Source organism: Nocardioides sp. Z13_37, assembly GCF_058355585.1.
In genome coordinates this window covers 284,639-301,962 of the sequence record NZ_JBZGDV010000004.1, presented here as the reverse complement: position 1 = coordinate 301,962, position 17,324 = coordinate 284,639, and the positions used below count along the sequence as shown (strand labels likewise).

Genomic DNA, 17,324 nt, shown 5'->3' with positions numbered 1-17,324 from the left:
AGGCGCCACTCGGGCGTCCAATGACGAAGGAGGAACTGTGCGGAGAAACGTAGTCATCGCTGTGGTCGTGATCGCGGCGGTCGTGATCGGGCTCGGCGTGTGGTGGTTCGTGGACAACGCGGCCGACGAGCGCGCCACCGAGCGCGGCACGTGCGGCGGCGCGACCTGGGAGCTCAGCACCGAGAGCGAGGACGGCGGCACCGAGGTCAGCGCCGAGCTGCAGTCGGCCGGACCGGGCGAGGAGTGGCAGGTCGAGCTGACCCGCGGCGACACGTCCCTGCTCAGCGGCGTCCGCACCACCGACGAGGACGGCGAGATCGACGTCGACGCCTTCAGCTCCGGTGACTCCGGCGACGCGTCGTACTCCGTCACCTTCACCCCCGCCGACGGGGAGCCCTGCACGGCCACGATCGGTTCCTGATCCGCCACGAAGCGCGGCCCGACCGGGTCACCCGACCTGAGGAGAAACCCATGAAGAAGACGCTCATCGCCACCACCGCCCTCGTCGCCACCGCCGCGGCCGGCACCACCGTCCTCGTCGCGGCGCCCGCCAGCGCCGACGTCGAGCGGCGCGGGACCTGCGCCGGCGCGACGTTCGAGCTCAACGTCGACCGCGAGGGCCGCGGCTTCGAGGTCGACGCCGACATCGACCGGGCCCGCCCGGGGAGCCAGTGGCGAGTGGCCATCCGTCACGACGGCAAGCTGGCGGTCTCCCGCGTGCTGCGCGCGGACAACGAGGGCGAGCTCAGCCTCGACACGTTCCGCCGCAACACCCCCGGCAAGGACACCTTCAAGCTGACGGTGACGCCCGCCGGCGGGAAGTCCTGCTCGCTGAAGGTCACCGTGCGCTGACAGCTCCACCGGAGCCCGGGTCAGGCCGTCCGCAACGTGACGGCGACCCGGGCTCCTCCCATGTCCGAGCGGCCGGCCTCCAGCTCGCCGCCGCAGCTCTCCGCCGTGCGCGCCGCGATCGAGAGGCCCAGGCCGGTGGAGCCGGTCCCGCTCGACCCGCGACCGGTGGCGTCGAGCCCCGGCGGCAGGCCCGGGCCGGCGTCCTCGACGACCAGCTCGACGGCGTCGTCGTCCGCGTCGAGGGTGATCCGCACGGCCGCGTCGTCGGGGGTGTGGGAGAAGACGTTGTCGAGCAGCACGTCGACCAGGGCCTCGAGGTCGGCGCGACTCGCCCGCAGCAGGGGCCCGGCCGGCGCGAGGTGGAGGTCGTAGGGGCGCCCCTGGTCCTCGGCCAGCGGCTCCCAGTGGCGTATGCGCTCGGTGACCACCGCGACGGCGTCGGTGCGGGGGTCCAGCCCCTCGCGCTCGGAGCGCCGGGCCTCGCGGACGATCTCGTCGACGGTGGCCTGCAGGGCGTCGAGGTCGCCACCGAGCCGGTGGCGCAGCACGGGGTCGTCGACCGCCTCGACGCGCAGCCGCAGGGCGGTGACCGGCGTCCGCAGGCGGTGGGAGAGGTCGGCGACGTTGGCCCGCTCGCGGGCCAGGAGCAGCTGGATGCGACCGACCAGCCGGTCCACCGCGCTGGCGAGCTCCTGCACCTCGGGCGGTCCCGACACGGCGGGGAGCGGGGCGACGACGCCGGTGCCGCCGAGCGACCTGGTGTGCCGGGCGAGCTGCCGGATCGGGAGCACGAACGAGCGTCCCAGCCGGTCGACCACGGCCAGCGACCCGGCCAGCAGCACCAGCGCGAGCAGGGCGAGCAGCCCCCACGCCACCCCGACGGCCGAGTCGAGGCCGGGCTCGTCCACGACCACCCGGATCACCGGGGTCTGCGAGGGGAGCGCGGAGTTGCCCCCCCGCGAGACCGGCACGAGGAGCTGCGACCCGCCGGGCACGTCGTCGACGCGCGCGCGGCCGGTGTTGCGCGCGTCGAGGACCAGCGCGCCCTGCCCGGGGTCGGGGCCGATCTCGGGGCCGTCGGGGTAGAGCACGGTCACCCGCGTGTCGCGGTCGGAGTCGTTGAGCCGATCGACGTACTGCGAGACCGCACCGGCGTCCTGGCCCGACACCACGGTCTCCACCGCCTGGACCTCCAGCGCGGCGCGGGCCAGCCGGTCCTCGAGCGCGTAGCTGCGCACCAGGATCATCATCGGCACGAGCATCGCGAGCAGCACCATCGAGATGGCGGCCGCCGCCGTCAGGAGGAGGCTGCGGCGCACCTCAGTCGGTCCCGGCCTCGTCGGGCCCGGGCGCGGCGAGTCGTACGCCGACGCCGCGCACGGTGGTCAGGTAGCGCGGAGAGGTGGCCGTCTCGCCGAGCTTGCGGCGCAGCCACGACAGGTGCACGTCGACGGTCTTGTCCGAGCCGCCCCACGGCTGGCGCCACACCTCGACCAGCAGGTCCCGCTTGGTCACCACCTCGCCGGGCCGCTCGGCGAGGTGGGCGAGCAGGTCGAACTCGCGCGGGGTCAGCTCGATCTCCCTGCCGTCGAGGTGCACGCGACGTCCGGCCAGGTCGATGGTCAGACCGCCGACGGTGAGCGTCGTGGGCCGCCGCCGACCGGCCGCGGCGCGACGCAGCACCGCGCGGACGCGGGCGTCGAGCTGGGCGCTGGTGAAGGGCTTGACGACGTAGTCGTCGGCGCCGGCGTCGAGGGCGCCGACGAGCGACGGGTCGTCGGCGCGGGCACTGGCGATGATCACCGGCACCTCGCTCACCGCCCGCAGCATGGACAGCACCTGGGTGCCGTCGACGTCGGGCAGCCCGAGGTCGAGCACGACCAGGTCGGGGGAGGAGTCGACCGCGAGCTGCAGCCCGCCCATCCCGGTGGGCGCCGAGGTGACCGTGTGGCCGCACTCGCGCATGCCCCGCACCATCAACGGCCTGATCCGGTCGTCGTCCTCGATGATCAGCACCTCGGCCACCCAACGACCGTACCGTCCCGGGAGCGCACCACTGCGGCCTTAGCCGCGCCTTAACCGCGTCCTCACCCCACGCTGACCGGCGAACCGGCAAGATGCGCCCCGTGAGACGTCGGATGATGCTCGTCGGCCTGTGGGGCGCGGCCACGGTCGTGGCCGTGATCGCCGGTGTGTTCGCGGTGTCGACGGTGGGCGCCACGATCCGCGACCGCGGCCCGGTGGGCGACGAGGTCGCCCGCGACACCTCCGTGCCGTCCCCCTCCGTCCCCGAGCCCGACGCTCCGGCTGTGTCCGACGAGATCACCGGCGAGTGGGGGGCCTTCGTCGTCGAGTGCCGCGACACCTGGGCGTACGGCGTCGGCGTGCGCCCGGACAAGGAGGGCGGCTGGCGCGCGGTGAGCTGGGAGCAGGGCCCGGACGACGACGTCGAGGCGGTCTTCAGCGACGGTCGCAGCTCCGTCGAGCTCGAGGTCTTCTGCAACCGGGGGCGGCCCACCCTGGCCGACCTCGAGCGCAACACGCTGGGAGATGACTGACCCCTGCGCCCGATCGCGGTGCAACCTGGTGGACCACAGCCGCGTCACAAGCGGTGACACCACCTCAGGGGGAGACAGAGATGACCCACCGCACCACCACCATCCGATCGACCGTCCGCACCACCGTCCTGGCCCGGGCCACCGCGCTCGCGGGCGTCGCGGTCCTCGCCGGCTCGCTGGCGTCCGCACCCGCGCACGCACGGCCGGCCCCTGACCAGCCCACCGAGCGCGCCGCCGGCCGCACGACGCTGACCTTCACCGTCGACGACTGCGAGGGCTGCGAGATCCAGCTCGTCAACGCCCGCAGGACGCTCGACGCCGACGTCGTCCACGTGTGGGAGTCGCGTGCCAGGAAGGTGCGTGACGGCCGGGTGAGGTTCCGCATCGCCACCAAGCGCACGTGGGGCATGTCCGCCACCGTCGTCGCACCCTGGGAGGGCCAGACCGGCTACGTCACCACCGTCGCGTGGCGCTACAACGGCGAGCGCGTCGGCGATCCGGTCACGCTCGAGGAGGCCGTGACCAAGCGGAAGGCGTCCGCGTGCTGGGAGGGCGTGCGCAGCCGGAAGGTCACCGTGCCGCTCGTCGTGGAGAAGGTGCGCGTGGACGGCGTGCGCAAGAAGGTCGACGGGAGCATCGCCTTCGTGCCGACCACCCAGAGCTGGCTCGCGCCGATGCGCGAGGTGTGGGACGGCGTGCTCGGGTCGCAGGACATCAACATCTGCCGCTGACGGCGGGCCGAGCGGTTTCGGGCGGCTCGTGCCCGGGCAGGATCCTGCGCATGAGCGACGTCACCGACACCGGCCCGGCGGAGCCGCGTCGGCTCCCGCGCGACTACCCGCCCTTCCTCTACATCCCCTGCGTCTCGCACGTGCAGGACGGGCGCTATGCGGAGGCGGTCTACCGGCAGACCAAGGACGGCCGCACGGCCGTGCTGGTCTACTCCGCCCTCGACCGCCTGCATGCGTGCCAGGGCGAGGACCAGCCCTGGTTCGGGCTGCCCCTACAGGACCTGCAGATGCTGCACGACGTCCGGCCGTTCGACGTCGTCTACACCGACGTCTACGTGCCCGAGGAGCGGCGCGCCCCGGAGCCGGGGGTCCGGGCATGAACGCCGTGGACGGCGGCGGGGGCGGCGGGGGCGCGTCCAACCTGGTCGTCGACCACGCCACCCTGACCCGGGTGGCCCAGCAGCTCGGCCAGGCCGGCACCACGTTCGACGCCGTCGGCACCTCGCGTCCCGGTGCGGGCGGCACGGGGCAGGCCGAGCCGCTCCTGCTGATGATCCTGGCCGCGGCCAGCGACGCGGCGGCTCGGCTCGCCTTCGAGTCGACGACCATCGCCGCGGCCGTGGAGGACTGCAACAGCACGGTGGCCACGGTCGACGCCCACGAGGCGGCGTCGTTCCTCATCGACGGGCTGAGAACCGATGGGTGACCTCGACACCGAGATCGAGGGTGAGGTCGCCAACGTCCGAGCCGTCGCCCGGTGGCTGCGGCAGGACCTGCGCACCGGCTTCGACGACCTCGCCACCACCGTGGCCCAGCAGCGCACCGACGCCGCGGGCGACTGGCAGGGCGAGGCCGGCACGGCGTTCGCCGGCCGGGCCCGCGAGCTGGCGCAGTCCGGCGACGAGGGCGCGAGCATCACCGGCCACGTCGCGACGCTCGTCGACGGCCTCGCCGAGGACATGCGCACCGCGAAGGACGCGATGGCAGACGTGCGCGCCGCCGCCCGCGCGGGCGACCTCGTGGTCGACGGTCTCGTGGTGCGCAACCCCGGCGCCGGACCGCCGTCCGCCGGCCAGTCGCCCACGCCCGACGCCACGCCGTCGGAGTGGGACGCCTGGGAGGCACGCGACGCGGCGGTGCGCAGCCACAACCGCAAGGTCGAGGTGTGGAACACGTGCGTCAAGGACGCCACGGCGGCGTGGGACGCGTGGCAGCGCGCGCTCGAGGCGGGAGCATCGGCCTGGCAGCGCCACGACTCGGCCTACGTCGGGATCTCGGGCCAGCTGATCTCGGCCGGCATCCAGCTCGAGCTCATCCGTCGCGCGACGCCGCACCTGACCGGCGAGGTCGACCGGATGCTGGCGCGCGCGGCGGAGCTGCGCGCCCACGCCGACGCGCTCCGCACCCCCGATGGACGGGTCACCGACCCCGGTCGCTTCTACGAACTGATGGACGAGGCCGACCGCCTCGACGACGCCCACCCGTCGGCTCGTCGGGCGCTGTCGAGCTGGGAGCTGCCCAAGGGCCTCACCCGCGGGCTGTGGGTCATCGACATCGCCACCGCGGGCTACGGCATCGCCTCCGACTGGGAGGAGGAGGGGCCCGCCCAGGCCATCACCTCCAACGCCGTGCCGGCTGCCGCGTCGATCCTCGCCGGCACCGCGTCCGGCGCCTACATGGGCGGCGTCATCGGCAGCTTCGTGCCGATCCCCGGCGTCGGCACCGCCGCCGGCGTCGTCGTCGGAGCCGCCGTCGGTACGGTGGTGGGCGCCTTCACCTCGGGGGCGATCGACAGCCTCTTCGACTCCGGTGCCGACTCGCTCGGCGACTGGGGTGGTGCGGTGGTCGACGGCGTCGAGGAGATCGGCGACACGTTCGGTGCGATCGGCGAGGGAGTGGGAGACGTCTTTGACTCGATCTTCTGAGCGGGTGGCCGGGAGCCACGCGTTCACGTCACGACCCGTCGGCGTCTTCACCGTCCTGGTCACGGGCGTGATCGGAGCCGGGGCGCTCTACCTCGCCGCGACCCGCGCGGAGCAGCGGCTGCTCAACGTCGTGCTGGGGGCGTTCATGCTCTCCGTGGCGGCGATGGTCGCCCTCGGCCAGCGGCGCAGCACCTCGACGTGGCGGCGCACCGAGCTGCGCGGGCGTCCCGCCTGGGCCCTGGCCCTCGGCGAGCGGGGCCAGGCCCCCGTGGTCGCCCTCGTGCTGACGACGCTCGGGGTCGGCCTCGCCATGGCCGCCCTCCTCGACGAGCGGACCGGGGTGCGCGTGGTGGCCGGGGTCCTGGGGCTGCTCGTGCTGGTGCTGGCCGCCGAGATGTGGCGTGCGTGGTCGCGCCGGCCCGAGCTGCGTATCTCCGCCGACCTCGTCGAGCTGCACGGCACCGGCATCGACAGCGAGCTGGCGTGGGACGACGTGGGCGCCGTCGTGCCGGAGAACCTCGGCACCCGCTGGGCCGCACTGGTCCTGACCGCCGTGTCCGGCGCCCCGTCCTACCGGTGGCGGCTGAGCCGGTTGCTGCTGCCGACCGACCGCGAGCCCGACCCGCCGGGCATCCACCTCCGTTTCGGGCTGGTGGCCGACGAGGCCCAGCTGCGGCGCCTGCTGCGCGAGCTGCAGGTCGCCGACAGGGCCCGGCGCGAGGCGCTGATCGGCGGCGGGATGCCGTCTGACGCGGGTTTCTGACTCGGCTGCTGACACCCTCCGACCCTCGCGTCGCGCTGGCCCTAGGGTGGTGGCATGGGCAAGCAAGAGGACTTCGTGATCCGGGCGCTCGAGGAGCGTGACGTCCGGTTCGTGCGGCTGTGGTTCACCGACGTGCTGGGCTTCCTCAAGAGCGTGAGCGTCGCACCGGCCGAGCTCGAGAACGCCTTCGATGAGGGCATCGGCTTCGACGGCTCGGCCATCCAGGGCTTCGCCCGCGTGTACGAGTCCGACATGCTCGCGCACCCCGACGCCTCGACGTTCCAGATCCTGCCCTGGCGCACCGGCGAGGACGGCGGCCCGGCCACCGCGCGGATGTTCTGCGACATCGTGATGCCCGACGGCAGCCCGTCGTACGCCGACCCGCGCCACGTGCTGAAGCGGACCCTGAGCACCGCCGCCGACAAGGGGTTCACCTTCTACACCCACCCCGAGATCGAGTTCTACCTGTTCAAGGACGTGCCGGGGAAGGGCGACGAGCCGCAGCCGGTCGACCGCAGCGGCTTCTTCGACCACACCGCCCAGTCGCGCGGCGCCGACTTCCGCCGCGAGGCCATCACGATGCTCGAGGCGATGGGCATCTCGGTCGAGTTCAGCCACCACGAGGGCGGCCCGGGCCAGCAGGAGATCGACCTGCGCTACGCCGACGCGCTGACCACCGCCGACAACATCATGACCTTCCGCACGGTCATCCGGGAGGTCGCCCTCGGCCACGGGATCTGGGCCTCCTTCATGCCCAAGCCGTTCACCACCCACCCCGGGTCGGGCATGCACACCCACGTGTCGCTCTTCGAGGGCGATCGCAACGCCTTCTTCGAGGCCGGCGCGCAGTACCAGCTCTCCAAGACCGGCCGGCAGTTCATCGCCGGGATCCTGCGCCACGCGGGCGAGATCAGCGTGGTCACCAACCAGTGGGTCAACTCCTACAAGCGCCTGCTCGGCGGCGGCGAGGCCCCGTCGGGAGTGTGCTGGGGCCACAACAACCGCTCGGCGATGATCCGGGTGCCGATGTACAAGCCCAACAAGGGCCAGTCCACCCGCATCGAGCTGCGCACGATCGACCCGGCCTGCAACCCCTACCTCGCCTTCGCGGTCGTCCTGGCCGCGGGCATGAAGGGCATCGAGGAGGGCTACGAGCTGCCCCGCGAGGCCGAGGACGACGTCTGGTCGCTGACCGAGCGCGAGCGCAGGGCACTCGGCATCGCGCCGCTGCCGCGCAGCCTGTGGGACGCCATCGGGATCGCCGAGGACTCCGAGCTGCTGGCCGAGACGCTCGGTGAGCACGTCTTCGACTTCTTCCTGCGCAACAAGCGCGCCGAGTGGGAGGAGTACCGCACCCAGGTCTCCGCCTACGAGCGCGACCGGATGCTGCCGGTCCTCTGAGCCCGGCGGACTGACGCAGATGGGGGACACGCCGGGGTCGTACGTCCGCAAGGGCTTCGTCGACGGCGCCGCCGCTGCGCGCGGGATCGCGCGGCTCGGCGAGGCGGGTCCGCCGCTGACCGACGAGCTCGCCGCGTCGGCCGACCCGGACGCCGCGCTCGAGGGCCTGCTCCGGCTGGCCGAGGCCCTCGACGAGCAGGCCGAGGGCACCGGCGCGGAGATGCTCACCGAGGTGGCCGACGACGAGGGCACCGCGATGCGGCTGTGCAGCGTGCTCGGCGCCAGCGCCGCCCTGACCCAGCACCTGGTCCGTCACCCGGAGCACTGGCGCGAGCTGACCGACCCCACCCTGGGCACCACCCGCCCCGCCGCGTACGCCCTGCGCGAGGCGATGCTGCGCGCGGTGGGCGCCGACCCGCACGCCCACGAGCCGGTGGCCGGGCTCCCCGACGCCGAGGCCGTCGACGCGCTTCGCGTGGAGTACCGCAGGCACCTGCTGCGGCTGGCCTCGCGCGACCTCGCCCACCACGTGGGGCTCGACGACGCGGCCGCCGAGATCTCCGACCTCGCCGCCGCGACCCTCGAGGGCGCGTTGGCGGTGGCCCGCGCACGGGTGGGCGAGACCGCCCACACGGTGCGCCTCGCGGTCGTCGCGATGGGCAAGTGTGGCGGCCACGAGCTCAACTACATCTCCGACGTCGACGTCGTCTTCGTCCACGAGCCGGCCCCCGGGGCCGACGAGGGCGCCGCCCTGCGCGCGGCCACCCAGCTGGCCTCGCACCTGATGCGGATCTGCTCCGACCACACCCGGGAGGGCACGATCTGGCCGGTCGACGCCAACCTGCGCCCCGAGGGCAGCCAGGGGCCGCTCGTGCGCACCCTCGCCAGCCACCAGGGCTACTACGAGAAGTGGGCCAAGACCTGGGAGTTCCAGGCGCTGCTCAAGGCGCGGCCCGTCGCGGGGGACGCCGACCTCGGTCGGCGCTACCGGGAGATGGTGGCCCCGATGGTGTGGAGCGCCGCGGGTCGCGACGGCTTCGTCGACGACGTGCGGGCCATGCGCCGACGGGTCGTCGACCACATCCCGGCGCACCAGGCCGAGCGGCAGCTCAAGCTCGGCTCCGGCGGCCTGCGCGACGTCGAGTTCGCCGTGCAGCTGCTCCAGCTCGTCCACGGCCGGGCCGACCCGTCGCTGCGCGAGGGCGCGACGCTCAGCGCGCTGAGCCGCCTCACCGACGGCGGCTACGTCGGGCGCGAGGACGGGGAGAAGCTGCACGAGGCCTACACGTTCCTGCGCACCCTCGAGCACCGGATCCAGCTCTACCAGCTGCGGCGCACGCACGTGCTTCCGGAGGACGAGGCGTCGTTGCGCCGGCTCGGCCGCTCGATCGGCATCTTCTCCGAGCCCGCCACCCAGCTCGACCGGCGCTGGCGCCACCACCGCCGCGAGGTGCGCCGGCTGCACGAGAAGCTCTTCTACCGCCCGCTGCTCGGGGCCGTCGCCAAGCTCCCGGGCTCCGAGGCGCGACTGTCGCTGGAGGCCGCGGAGGACCGGCTGTCCGCCTTGGGCTACGCCGACCCGCGCGCCGCGCTGCGCCACCTCGAGGCGCTGACGAGCGGGGTCTCGCGCACCTCCGACATCCAGCGCACCCTGCTGCCGGTGCTGCTGGGGTGGTTCGCCGACTCGCCCGACCCCGACGCCGGGCTGTTCGGATTCCGGCGGATCAGCGAGAGCCTCGGTCGCACCCCGTGGTACCTCACGATGCTGCGCGACGAGGGCGAGGTCGCCCAGCGGCTCGCCGTCGTCCTCGGCACCTCGCGCTACGCCACCGACCTGCTCGAGCGCGAGCCGCAGGGCGTGAAGATGCTGGGGGAGTCGCTCGTGCCGCTGAGCGCCGAGGCGGCGCTGGCGGAGATGCAGGCGGTCGCCGAGCGCGCCGACTCGCCCGAGGCCGCGGTCGCCGCCGTGCGGTCGGTGCGCCGGCGCGAGCTGCTGCGCATCGCGTGCGGCGAGCTCGTCGCCGGCACCGACGTGGCGCTGGTCGGCCAGGGGCTGAGCCGGCTGACCGACGCCACCTTGCAGGCGACGCTCGACATCGCGATCGAGGCGGTGCGCCGCCAGCGAGGGCTGGACGAGCCGGCCAGCCGGATCGCCGTGGTCGCGATGGGTCGCTACGGCGGGTTCGAGCTGTCCTACGGCAGCGACGCCGACGTGATGTTCGTGCACGAGCCCGCCGGTGGTGCGGACACGCAGGCCTCGGCGTCGTTCGCGACGGCGGTCGTCTCGGAGGTGCGGCGCCTGCTCTCGCTCCCGGCCAGCGACCCGCCGCTGGAGATCGACGCCGACCTGCGCCCGGAGGGCAAGAACGGCCCGATGGTGCGCACCGTGGAGTCCTACGCCGCCTACTACGCCAAGTGGTCGCACGTGTGGGAGTTCCAGGCCCTGCTGCGGGCCGACGCGGTGGTGGGCGACCCCGGCCTGCGCGCCCGTTTCACCGAGCTCATCGACCCGCTGCGCTTCCCCGTCGACGGGATCCCCGAGTCCGCGGTGATCGAGGTGCGCCGGATCAAGGCGCGCGTCGACGACGAGCGCCTGCCGCGCGGCGCGGACCGGCACACCCACCTCAAGCTCGGCCGCGGTGGGCTGGCCGACGTCGAGTGGACCGTGCAGCTGCTGCAGATGCGCCACGCCGGGCGGGTCGAGGGACTGCGCACCACCCAGACGCTGCCCGCGCTGGAGGCGGCGGTCGAGGCCGGGCTGATCGCCGAGGCCGACGCGGCGACGCTGGCGGAGGCGTGGCGCCTGGTGAGCCGGGTGCGCAACGCCGTCACGCTCGTGCGCGGCAAGCCGGCCGACCAGCTGCCCAGCGACGCCCTCGAACGGGGTGCGGTCGCGCGAGTGCTGGGCTACCCGCAGGGCGCGTCGGACGAGATGGTCAACGACTACCTGCGCACCACCCGGCGCGCCCACGCCGTGGTCGAGCGCGTCTTCTGGGAATGAAGCGATGTGCTTCATCTATGGACAAATGAAGCGATGACCTTCATTATCGAGGGATGCCCAGGGCTGCCGTCGCGACGCTGATCGGAGACCTCGTCGGGTCCCGATCCTCCCACGACCGCACCGAGCTGCACCAGCGCCTGGAGTCGGCGCTGGGCGAGGTCAACGACATGCTGCGCCCGCTCCGGCCGCTGTGGGTCACCGTCGGGGACGAGTACCAGGGCTCCTTCGCGACGGTCGCGGAGGCCGTGCGGGCCACCCTCCTGGTCCGGGTGCGGCTGCTCCCGGACCACGACGTGCGCCACGGCATCGGCTGGGGGACGACGACCGTCCTCGACGCGGAGTCCGGGATCGAGGACGGACCGGGGTGGTGGGCGGCCCGGGTGGCGATCGAGGCCGCGGCCAGCGCGGAGCGCAGCCCGGCCCAACGGTGGCTGCGCACGGCGTACGTCGCGGCCGACGGCGCCGTCGGGGGAGCCGACCCGGCCCTCGTCAACGCCGGGCTGGTGTTGCGTGACGAGCGGGTCAGCGGCCTGTCGGAGCGCTCGGTGTCGGTGCTGCGTGGTCTGCTGTCCCACGAGACCCAGCGCGACATCGCCGACGCCATGGGGATCAGCGCGTCCGCGGTGTCGCAGCGGGTGCGCGCCGACGGGCTGGCGTCGATCGTCGCGGCCCACGACCTGCTCGCGCCCGCCGGCCGGGGCGACGACCCGGAGGAGGAGGGAGACCGATGAGCTGGCTCGGGATCCTGCTGATCGGGTTCGCGGTCACCGACCTGACCCACGCGGCGCGCCGCACGCGCTACCTGCCCGAGTGCGTCGGGGCGCTGGTGGCGCTGTGCACCGGACTGCTGGCCGGGCTGACGTCGGGGCGTGACGTGGCTGCCCTGCTGGCCATCGCGGTCGTGGTGCTGCTGTGGGGCCTCACGGTCACGTGGGGCTTCGGCCACCCGGGCCCGAAGGCCGCGCGGCTGCCGCTCGGCGTCTTCCTGGTCGCGTTGGTGGGGGCGATCGCCTGCTCCGGGCTCGCGCCCGAGGCCTCCGGCCCGCTGGCCCGGTGGCTCGACTCGCTCGCCGTGGGCGACCTCGACGGGGTCGGTCCCGACCGCTTCCTGCTGCTGCTCGGCGCCTTCACGGTCCAGCTCTCCACCGGCAACGTGCTCGTCCGGCTCGTCCTCAAGGCGACCGGCACCATCAACCCGCGCTCCGACGGCGGGATGCCGCCCACCCGGCTCAAGGGCGGGCGGCTGCTCGGCCCGCTCGAGCGCGTCTTCATCCTCGCCCTCGCCCTCGGGGGGCAGGTGACGGCGGCCAGCGTGGTCGTCGCGGCCAAGGGGCTGCTGCGCTTCCCCGAGTTGTCGTCGCGGCGCGACCAGGAGCGGATCCACCAGCTCACCGAGTACTTCCTGCTGGGCTCGTTCGTGTCGTGGCTGGTGGCGCTGGGCTGCTACGTCCTGCTGGCCTGAGCGCCCGGGCGGTCGGTGCGCTCGGCGCGCCGGGAGGCGACGCCGTCGTCGGTGCAGAAGCCCCCGCCGTGGCGCTTGAGGCAGAGCAGCCCGACCAGCAGCCCCTGACGGTCCACCACGGCGACGCGCCGCTCGCCCACGGCGCGCATCGCCCGGCGTACCTGCTCGGCGGGCAGGTCGGCGCCGACGGTGCGCCCGTCGACCCGAGCGTGGGCGAGCGCAGCCTCCCCGGGCCCAACGGCGGCGAGGTCGCTGCGTACGAGCGTGCCGAGCAACGGCTCGCCGACCCGGCCGGTGCCGGTGAGCAGCACCATGTGGACGTGGGAGCTGGCGAGGACCTCCTGCACGTCGGCCACGGTCGCCGCCTCGTCCAGGACGATCGGGGACCGCAGCATCACCTCAGCCACCCGTCCCGTCATGGTCCGACGATAGGCGCTCGGGCGCGGCCGGCTCCATGCGCACGCGGTGCGGGCTCACGTTCGCCCCGCTGGGGCTGGGTGCTCAGGGCGGCGGCGTCCACTTCTTCGCAGCGTTCGAACATGCTTGCGAATATGCGGTGGACGGGGGTAGAATAGTCCTCACGCTCCTCGCAGATTCGGGCCACCAGGACTCAGTCACCAGTGCGCTCAACCCGGGCTCGGGGGGTGAGTTGCGAGGGTGACGTAATAGCCCGGGGATCCGGGCCTCCAGGAGCGACGACCGATCTGCAGCCGCGTGCGCGGTGGACCGTCGTCGTCGGAGGGAGGCCGTGGGTGATGCACCCGATCGTCGCCGCCGTCGCTGACGTACGCGCCCGCCTCAAGTCCGTGCGCGACGCCAACCCGACCTTCATGGGCACCGACGACAAGGCGACGGCGCTGCGGGATCTCGCCCGGGCCGAGGGACAGCTGGCCGAGCTGCGACTGCGGATCCTCGCCGATGCCGGTGACCTCGCGGCCGACACCGCCGCCCGGGACGCTGCCGGCTGGCTGGCGCAGCAGACCCGTACGTCCTTCGCCGACGCGCGGTCCGACCTGCGGCTGGCCGAGGCGCTGGACCGAGACCGGCCGGTCCTCGCGGCCGCCATGCGGGAGGGCGCCGTGAGCCTGGCGCAGGCGCGCGTGATCGATCGTGCGCTCACCGCGCTGCCCGCTGCCGTCGACGCCGCGACCGTGTCGCTGGCCGAGGCCCACCTCGTCGACCGTGCGGCGGAGTTCGGCCCCACGGAGCTCGGTCGCATCGGACGCCGCATCCTCGACGTCGTTGCGCCCGAGGTCGCCGAGAGGGCGGAGGCCGCTCGACTCGCCGACCTCGAGGCCCACGCCCGCGAGCACACCCGGTTGACGATGCGCCGGCTCGGCGACGGCACGACCCGCATCTCCGGCCGGCTCCCCGATGCCGCGGCGACGCGATGGGCGACCTACCTGGAGTCCTTCACCAACCCGCGCCTGTCTGCTCCGGCTGACGCCGACGTCGCCCAGCGACTTCCGCACCCGCGCCGGATGGGCGAGGCCTGGATCCAGCTCCTCGAGACCCTTGACGCCGGTCGGCTGCCGATCCACGGCGGCGACGCGACGACCGTGGTCGTCACGATCCCGTTCGAGTCGCTCAGGGCTGAGCTCGCCACGGCGGACCTGCTCGGCTCGGGGCTGGTGCCGGGCGACGAGCTCACGGGGGACCGGATCACCGCCGCCGAGGCGCGGCGCCTGGCGTGCACCGCCAGGATCCTTCCGGCGGTCCTCGGCGGCGAGGGCATGCCGATCGACCTCGGCCGCGTCCGGCGCCTCTTCACCCCCGCGCAGCGCAAGGCGCTCCTGGTGCGCGACCGCACCTGCCGTGCCGAGGGCTGCGACATCCCCGGCACCTGGTGCGAGGCCCACCACCTCGATCCCTGGCACCACGGGGGACCCACCGACCTCGACAACGGCGTCCTGCTCTGCAGCCACCACCATCACCGCGTCCACGACGCCGACGACCGCGCCGACCGGCTCCCCAACGGCGACCTCCGCTTCCACCGACGCAGATAGGCGGCACGTGCCGGGGCAGTCCCGGCCGACGTCAGACCACACCCCTACGGCCCGGGCTGACACCCGGCGGTCCGCTCATGCCGCGGTGGTCGTGAGCGGTCGTGCCGGCTCACCGCACGAAGTCGATGTAGCGGGACTGCGAGTCCGTGATCCGGGGTGGCCGGTCGCCTCTGCCGAGGAGCATCGTCACGGCCCCTGCCCGCTTGGCGGCTCGCAGTCGGCGCAGAGCGGCGTCCCTGCCGCCGATGTGGGCCAGCGTCTTGACGTTGATCGCGATGCCGGCCTCGCTCGCAGCATCGAGAACTCGGCTGTAGGTGCCGGGCCGTTCGAAGGCCGGTCCACCCTTGACCTCCCACTCGATGCCGGTCAACCCGACGCGGGCCGCCGCGCGGACGATCTCCACCATCGTCGAGACCCGGTAGGGCACCGGGTCGCCGGACCTGAGCCGGCGGACCTCCGGAAGGGTCAGGTCGGCGAAGGCCGCGTCCGGGCTGATGAGGCCCAGGGGGTCGTCGAACCGCTCGCGGTAGACGTACGGCCAATGGGTGGCGATGGGGACGCGGTGTCGTCGAGCAGCGTCCCAGCAGTAGTTGGAGTCGATGTCGATCCAGGTGGCTGCCCGCGCCGCCAGTCGCAGGCCGCGCATCGAGTTCTGGAGCCGGTAGGGACGGTCCTCGTGGAAGACCTCGCGTGGCGGAGCGATGCGCTCGGCGCGGGGGGACGGCGCCGTCGGCTCGTCGACAGACGGACCGAGGCTGCACCCTGCCAGGGCCAGAGTGAGCACGACTGCGGCACGGCGCACGTGCGCCAGTTTCGCATGTACCGGCACTGTCATGCCGCGATCAGCTGACGCAGAACTCATTGCCCTCGGGGTCACGCATGACGACGTAGTAGAACGACTCACCGGGGTCGAGGCATTGTGCCCTTCGCTCCACAGCCGCCCCGAGGCCGACCAGGTCGACCACCCGTGCCTCGACCAGCTCGACTCGCCGCTCCATGGGCATCGTGTCGTCACGACCCGTCGGGTAGAGGTCGAGGTGTAGTCGGTTCTTGCCCGCCTTCGGCTCGGGAACCTTCTGGAACCAGATGGGCGGGCGCAGACCTGCGGGGTCGAAGATCCGGTCGTCGAAGGCGTCGTCGTCACCGAGGCGTGATCGGTAGTGCCGGTCCCAGGTGGTGGCCGAGCTGGGAGGCGGGGTCGGTCGGTAGCCCAGCGCCGCCGCCCAGAACCGCGCGAGCCGCCGTGGGTCGTTCGCGTCGAAGGCCAGCTGCCAGAAGGTCACGTGACCCACGGTAGGGGGCGGGTCAGAGCTGACGCTCGGTCGACTCCTGAAGCATCTCGCCTACAGGGAGGACCTCAACGTCACCCGCGATCTCGGAGGTGGCCCGTTGCCGCGCCTGCGTCGATGAGACAAGCAGCCGATGAGCGGTGGTGGGGTGAGGCGCGGGACGGTCCAGCCCATGCGACGATCGCCCGTCCATGACGTGTGAGAGCGTGGGAGCCGTGACCGTCCCGACCATTCGTCCGGCTCTTGAGAGCGACGTGGAGCGTCTGGTCGATGTGGAGGTCAAGGCGGGGCAGCTGTTCCACACCGTCGGCATGTCACAGGTCGCTGAGGACGTGCCGGACAGGGGCGATCTGCGCGAAGCCATTGAGCGAGCGCAGGTCTGGGTGGCGCAGCTCGGGTCGGAGATCGCGGCGTACATCACCGCGGAGGTGCTCGACGGGAACGCGCACGTGGCCCAGGTGTCGGTAGCACCCGCGTACGCCGGTCGACGTATCGGTCGGGCCTTGCTCGAGTTCGTGGAAGCCGGGGGTCGCGACGCCGGGCTTCCTGCCACCACGTTGACGACCTTCAGAGACGTCCCGTGGAACGGCCCGTACTACCTCCGTCTCGGCTATCAGGTTCTCGCAGGCAACCACGTCGGCCCGGAACTGGCTCGGACGATGGCACACGAGGCGTCGCTTCCGGGGATCGACGGTTCCTTGCGGTGCGCGATGATCAAGCCCAACCATCCGGCGGCCGCCGTCACCTGAAGGGGGCGAGCGCAGAGTCAGCCCGTCCGGCAACCGCGGCGGCGACGACGGTCGGCTGGGCGGTGCAAGCGCACGCATGCGGCCACCTCTCGAAGCCTTGACCCGCAGGCAGATGAACGCGCGCTCCTGGCGTCAGCGCACTGGGCGCGCGACCGCGCGCGACTGCTCGCGTGGCTCCTCGCCCGGAGGAGCCCAGTGCCACGCCCAGGTCAGGCAGACGCCGTCCCAACCTGCATGGATCTCCATGGCAGGTCCCTCAACGTCCGCGACGTAGCGTCCGGGACCCGTTCGCTGGAAGGTGACGACCGTGGGGAGCTCGCTGGCGGCGACGTGCAGAGCCGATTCCGTCACGATGGTGTGCTCGACGTGCTGGAGTCCGGAGACACCCACGGCCTCGTAGTCGACGCTGATCGCGTGCTCGGTCAGTCGGCGTACGTCCAGACGGCACTGACAGTCCCCGCTCTCTGTCCCGGTCACCGTCCCTCGGTAGAGCCCTGGGGGGACGGCCATCAGGTTCACCATGGCGCGATTGCACCACAGCAGGGAGGAACGTGCGGCGGTGATCGCGGCCGTCTACAGGTACAGAT

General features: G+C 73.2%; 20 protein-coding genes. 14 read left to right on the top strand and 6 right to left on the bottom strand.

Going from position 1 to position 17,324, the window contains the following annotated elements; genetic code table 11:
* The first annotated feature begins 37 nt into the window (after window positions 1–37).
* A complete protein-coding gene (locus AC4H2S_RS12650) occupies window positions 38–421 on the top strand; it encodes a hypothetical protein (protein WP_491497334.1) in 384 nt (127 codons plus the stop codon).
* 50 nt (window positions 422–471) lie between these two features.
* Entirely contained in the window at window positions 472–852 is a 381-nt protein-coding gene (locus tag AC4H2S_RS12645; protein WP_491497333.1) for a hypothetical protein, read from the top strand.
* Window positions 853–872: 20 nt separating this feature from the next.
* Here the strand turns inward: AC4H2S_RS12645 and AC4H2S_RS12640 are convergent, their stop codons facing one another.
* Together AC4H2S_RS12640 and AC4H2S_RS12635 are read right to left on the bottom strand one after the other, a co-directional pair.
* Window positions 873–2,171 (bottom strand): sensor histidine kinase, encoded by a 1,299-nt coding sequence (locus tag AC4H2S_RS12640; protein WP_491497332.1) that lies wholly within the window; start codon window positions 2,169–2,171, stop codon window positions 873–875.
* A gap of 1 nt (window position 2,172) precedes the next feature.
* Window positions 2,173–2,877 (bottom strand): response regulator transcription factor, encoded by a 705-nt coding sequence (locus AC4H2S_RS12635; RefSeq protein ID WP_491497331.1) that lies wholly within the window; start codon window positions 2,875–2,877, stop codon window positions 2,173–2,175.
* Window positions 2,878–2,978: 101 nt separating this feature from the next.
* Between AC4H2S_RS12635 and AC4H2S_RS12630 the strand changes: the two genes are divergently transcribed.
* The 10 genes from AC4H2S_RS12630 (at window position 2,979) to AC4H2S_RS12585 (ending at window position 12,693) form a co-directional block, all read left to right on the top strand.
* Window positions 2,979–3,410 (top strand): hypothetical protein, encoded by a 432-nt coding sequence (locus tag AC4H2S_RS12630; RefSeq protein ID WP_491497330.1) that lies wholly within the window; start codon window positions 2,979–2,981, stop codon window positions 3,408–3,410.
* Between the two features lie 80 nt (window positions 3,411–3,490).
* On the top strand, window positions 3,491–4,141 hold the full coding sequence (locus AC4H2S_RS12625; RefSeq protein ID WP_491497329.1) for a hypothetical protein: 651 nt from the start codon (window positions 3,491–3,493) through the stop codon (window positions 4,139–4,141).
* Window positions 4,142–4,191: 50 nt separating this feature from the next.
* Window positions 4,192–4,521 carry an SAV_915 family protein gene (locus AC4H2S_RS12620; RefSeq protein WP_491497328.1) on the top strand — a complete coding sequence of 110 codons (330 nt, stop codon included), beginning with the start codon at window positions 4,192–4,194 and terminating at the stop codon, window positions 4,519–4,521.
* Complete coding sequence (locus AC4H2S_RS12615) at window positions 4,518–4,847, top strand: hypothetical protein (protein ID WP_491497327.1); 330 nt, start codon at window positions 4,518–4,520, stop codon at window positions 4,845–4,847. Before AC4H2S_RS12620 ends, AC4H2S_RS12615 begins: the two co-directional genes overlap by 4 nt.
* Window positions 4,840–6,066: a hypothetical protein gene (locus AC4H2S_RS12610; RefSeq protein ID WP_491497326.1), complete on the top strand. Its 1,227-nt coding sequence runs from the start codon at window positions 4,840–4,842 to the stop codon at window positions 6,064–6,066. Before AC4H2S_RS12615 ends, AC4H2S_RS12610 begins: the two co-directional genes overlap by 8 nt.
* 4 nt (window positions 6,067–6,070) lie before the next feature.
* Window positions 6,071–6,829 carry a hypothetical protein gene (locus AC4H2S_RS12605; protein ID WP_491497325.1) on the top strand — a complete coding sequence of 253 codons (759 nt, stop codon included), beginning with the start codon at window positions 6,071–6,073 and terminating at the stop codon, window positions 6,827–6,829.
* A gap of 54 nt (window positions 6,830–6,883) precedes the next feature.
* Entirely contained in the window at window positions 6,884–8,230 is a 1,347-nt protein-coding gene (locus tag AC4H2S_RS12600; protein ID WP_491497324.1) for a glutamine synthetase family protein, read from the top strand.
* Window positions 8,231–8,249: 19 nt separating this feature from the next.
* Entirely contained in the window at window positions 8,250–11,231 is a 2,982-nt protein-coding gene (locus tag AC4H2S_RS12595; RefSeq protein ID WP_491497323.1) for a bifunctional [glutamine synthetase] adenylyltransferase/[glutamine synthetase]-adenylyl-L-tyrosine phosphorylase, read from the top strand.
* A 53-nt stretch (window positions 11,232–11,284) separates the two neighbouring features.
* Entirely contained in the window at window positions 11,285–11,962 is a 678-nt protein-coding gene (locus tag AC4H2S_RS12590; protein ID WP_491497322.1) for a SatD family protein, read from the top strand.
* A complete protein-coding gene (locus AC4H2S_RS12585; RefSeq protein WP_491497321.1) occupies window positions 11,959–12,693 on the top strand; it encodes a hypothetical protein in 735 nt (244 codons plus the stop codon). The genes AC4H2S_RS12590 and AC4H2S_RS12585 overlap by 4 nt, the downstream gene beginning before the upstream one ends.
* On the opposite strand, the gene AC4H2S_RS12580 is transcribed toward AC4H2S_RS12585, so the two are convergent.
* Complete coding sequence (locus AC4H2S_RS12580; RefSeq protein WP_491497320.1) at window positions 12,675–13,112, bottom strand: CBS domain-containing protein; 438 nt, start codon at window positions 13,110–13,112, stop codon at window positions 12,675–12,677. The two genes, AC4H2S_RS12585 and AC4H2S_RS12580, sit on opposite strands and share 19 nt — an antisense overlap.
* Before the next feature lie 336 nt (window positions 13,113–13,448).
* Here AC4H2S_RS12580 and AC4H2S_RS12575 point away from each other — a divergent pair, with 336 nt between their 5' ends.
* Complete coding sequence (locus tag AC4H2S_RS12575; RefSeq protein ID WP_491497380.1) at window positions 13,449–14,699, top strand: HNH endonuclease signature motif containing protein; 1,251 nt, start codon at window positions 13,449–13,451, stop codon at window positions 14,697–14,699.
* A gap of 109 nt (window positions 14,700–14,808) precedes the next feature.
* Here AC4H2S_RS12575 and AC4H2S_RS12570 read toward each other — a convergent pair whose 3' ends face one another.
* Window positions 14,809–15,501, bottom strand: a complete 693-nt coding sequence (locus AC4H2S_RS12570) for a hypothetical protein (protein ID WP_491497319.1) — start codon at window positions 15,499–15,501, stop codon at window positions 14,809–14,811.
* Window positions 15,502–15,541: 40 nt separating this feature from the next.
* Window positions 15,542–15,982, bottom strand: coding sequence for a VOC family protein (locus AC4H2S_RS12565; RefSeq protein WP_491497318.1), 441 nt, complete (start codon window positions 15,980–15,982; stop codon window positions 15,542–15,544).
* 221 nt (window positions 15,983–16,203) lie between these two features.
* On the opposite strand from AC4H2S_RS12565, the gene AC4H2S_RS12560 reads away from it, so the two are divergent.
* The gene (locus AC4H2S_RS12560; protein WP_491497317.1) at window positions 16,204–16,737 is read left to right on the top strand and encodes a GNAT family N-acetyltransferase; all 534 of its coding nucleotides are present in this window, start codon (window positions 16,204–16,206) and stop codon (window positions 16,735–16,737) included.
* Between the two features lie 132 nt (window positions 16,738–16,869).
* On the opposite strand, the gene AC4H2S_RS12555 is transcribed toward AC4H2S_RS12560, so the two are convergent.
* A complete protein-coding gene (locus AC4H2S_RS12555) occupies window positions 16,870–17,247 on the bottom strand; it encodes a hypothetical protein (RefSeq protein ID WP_491497316.1) in 378 nt (125 codons plus the stop codon).
* Between the last annotated feature and the right edge of the window lie 77 nt (window positions 17,248–17,324).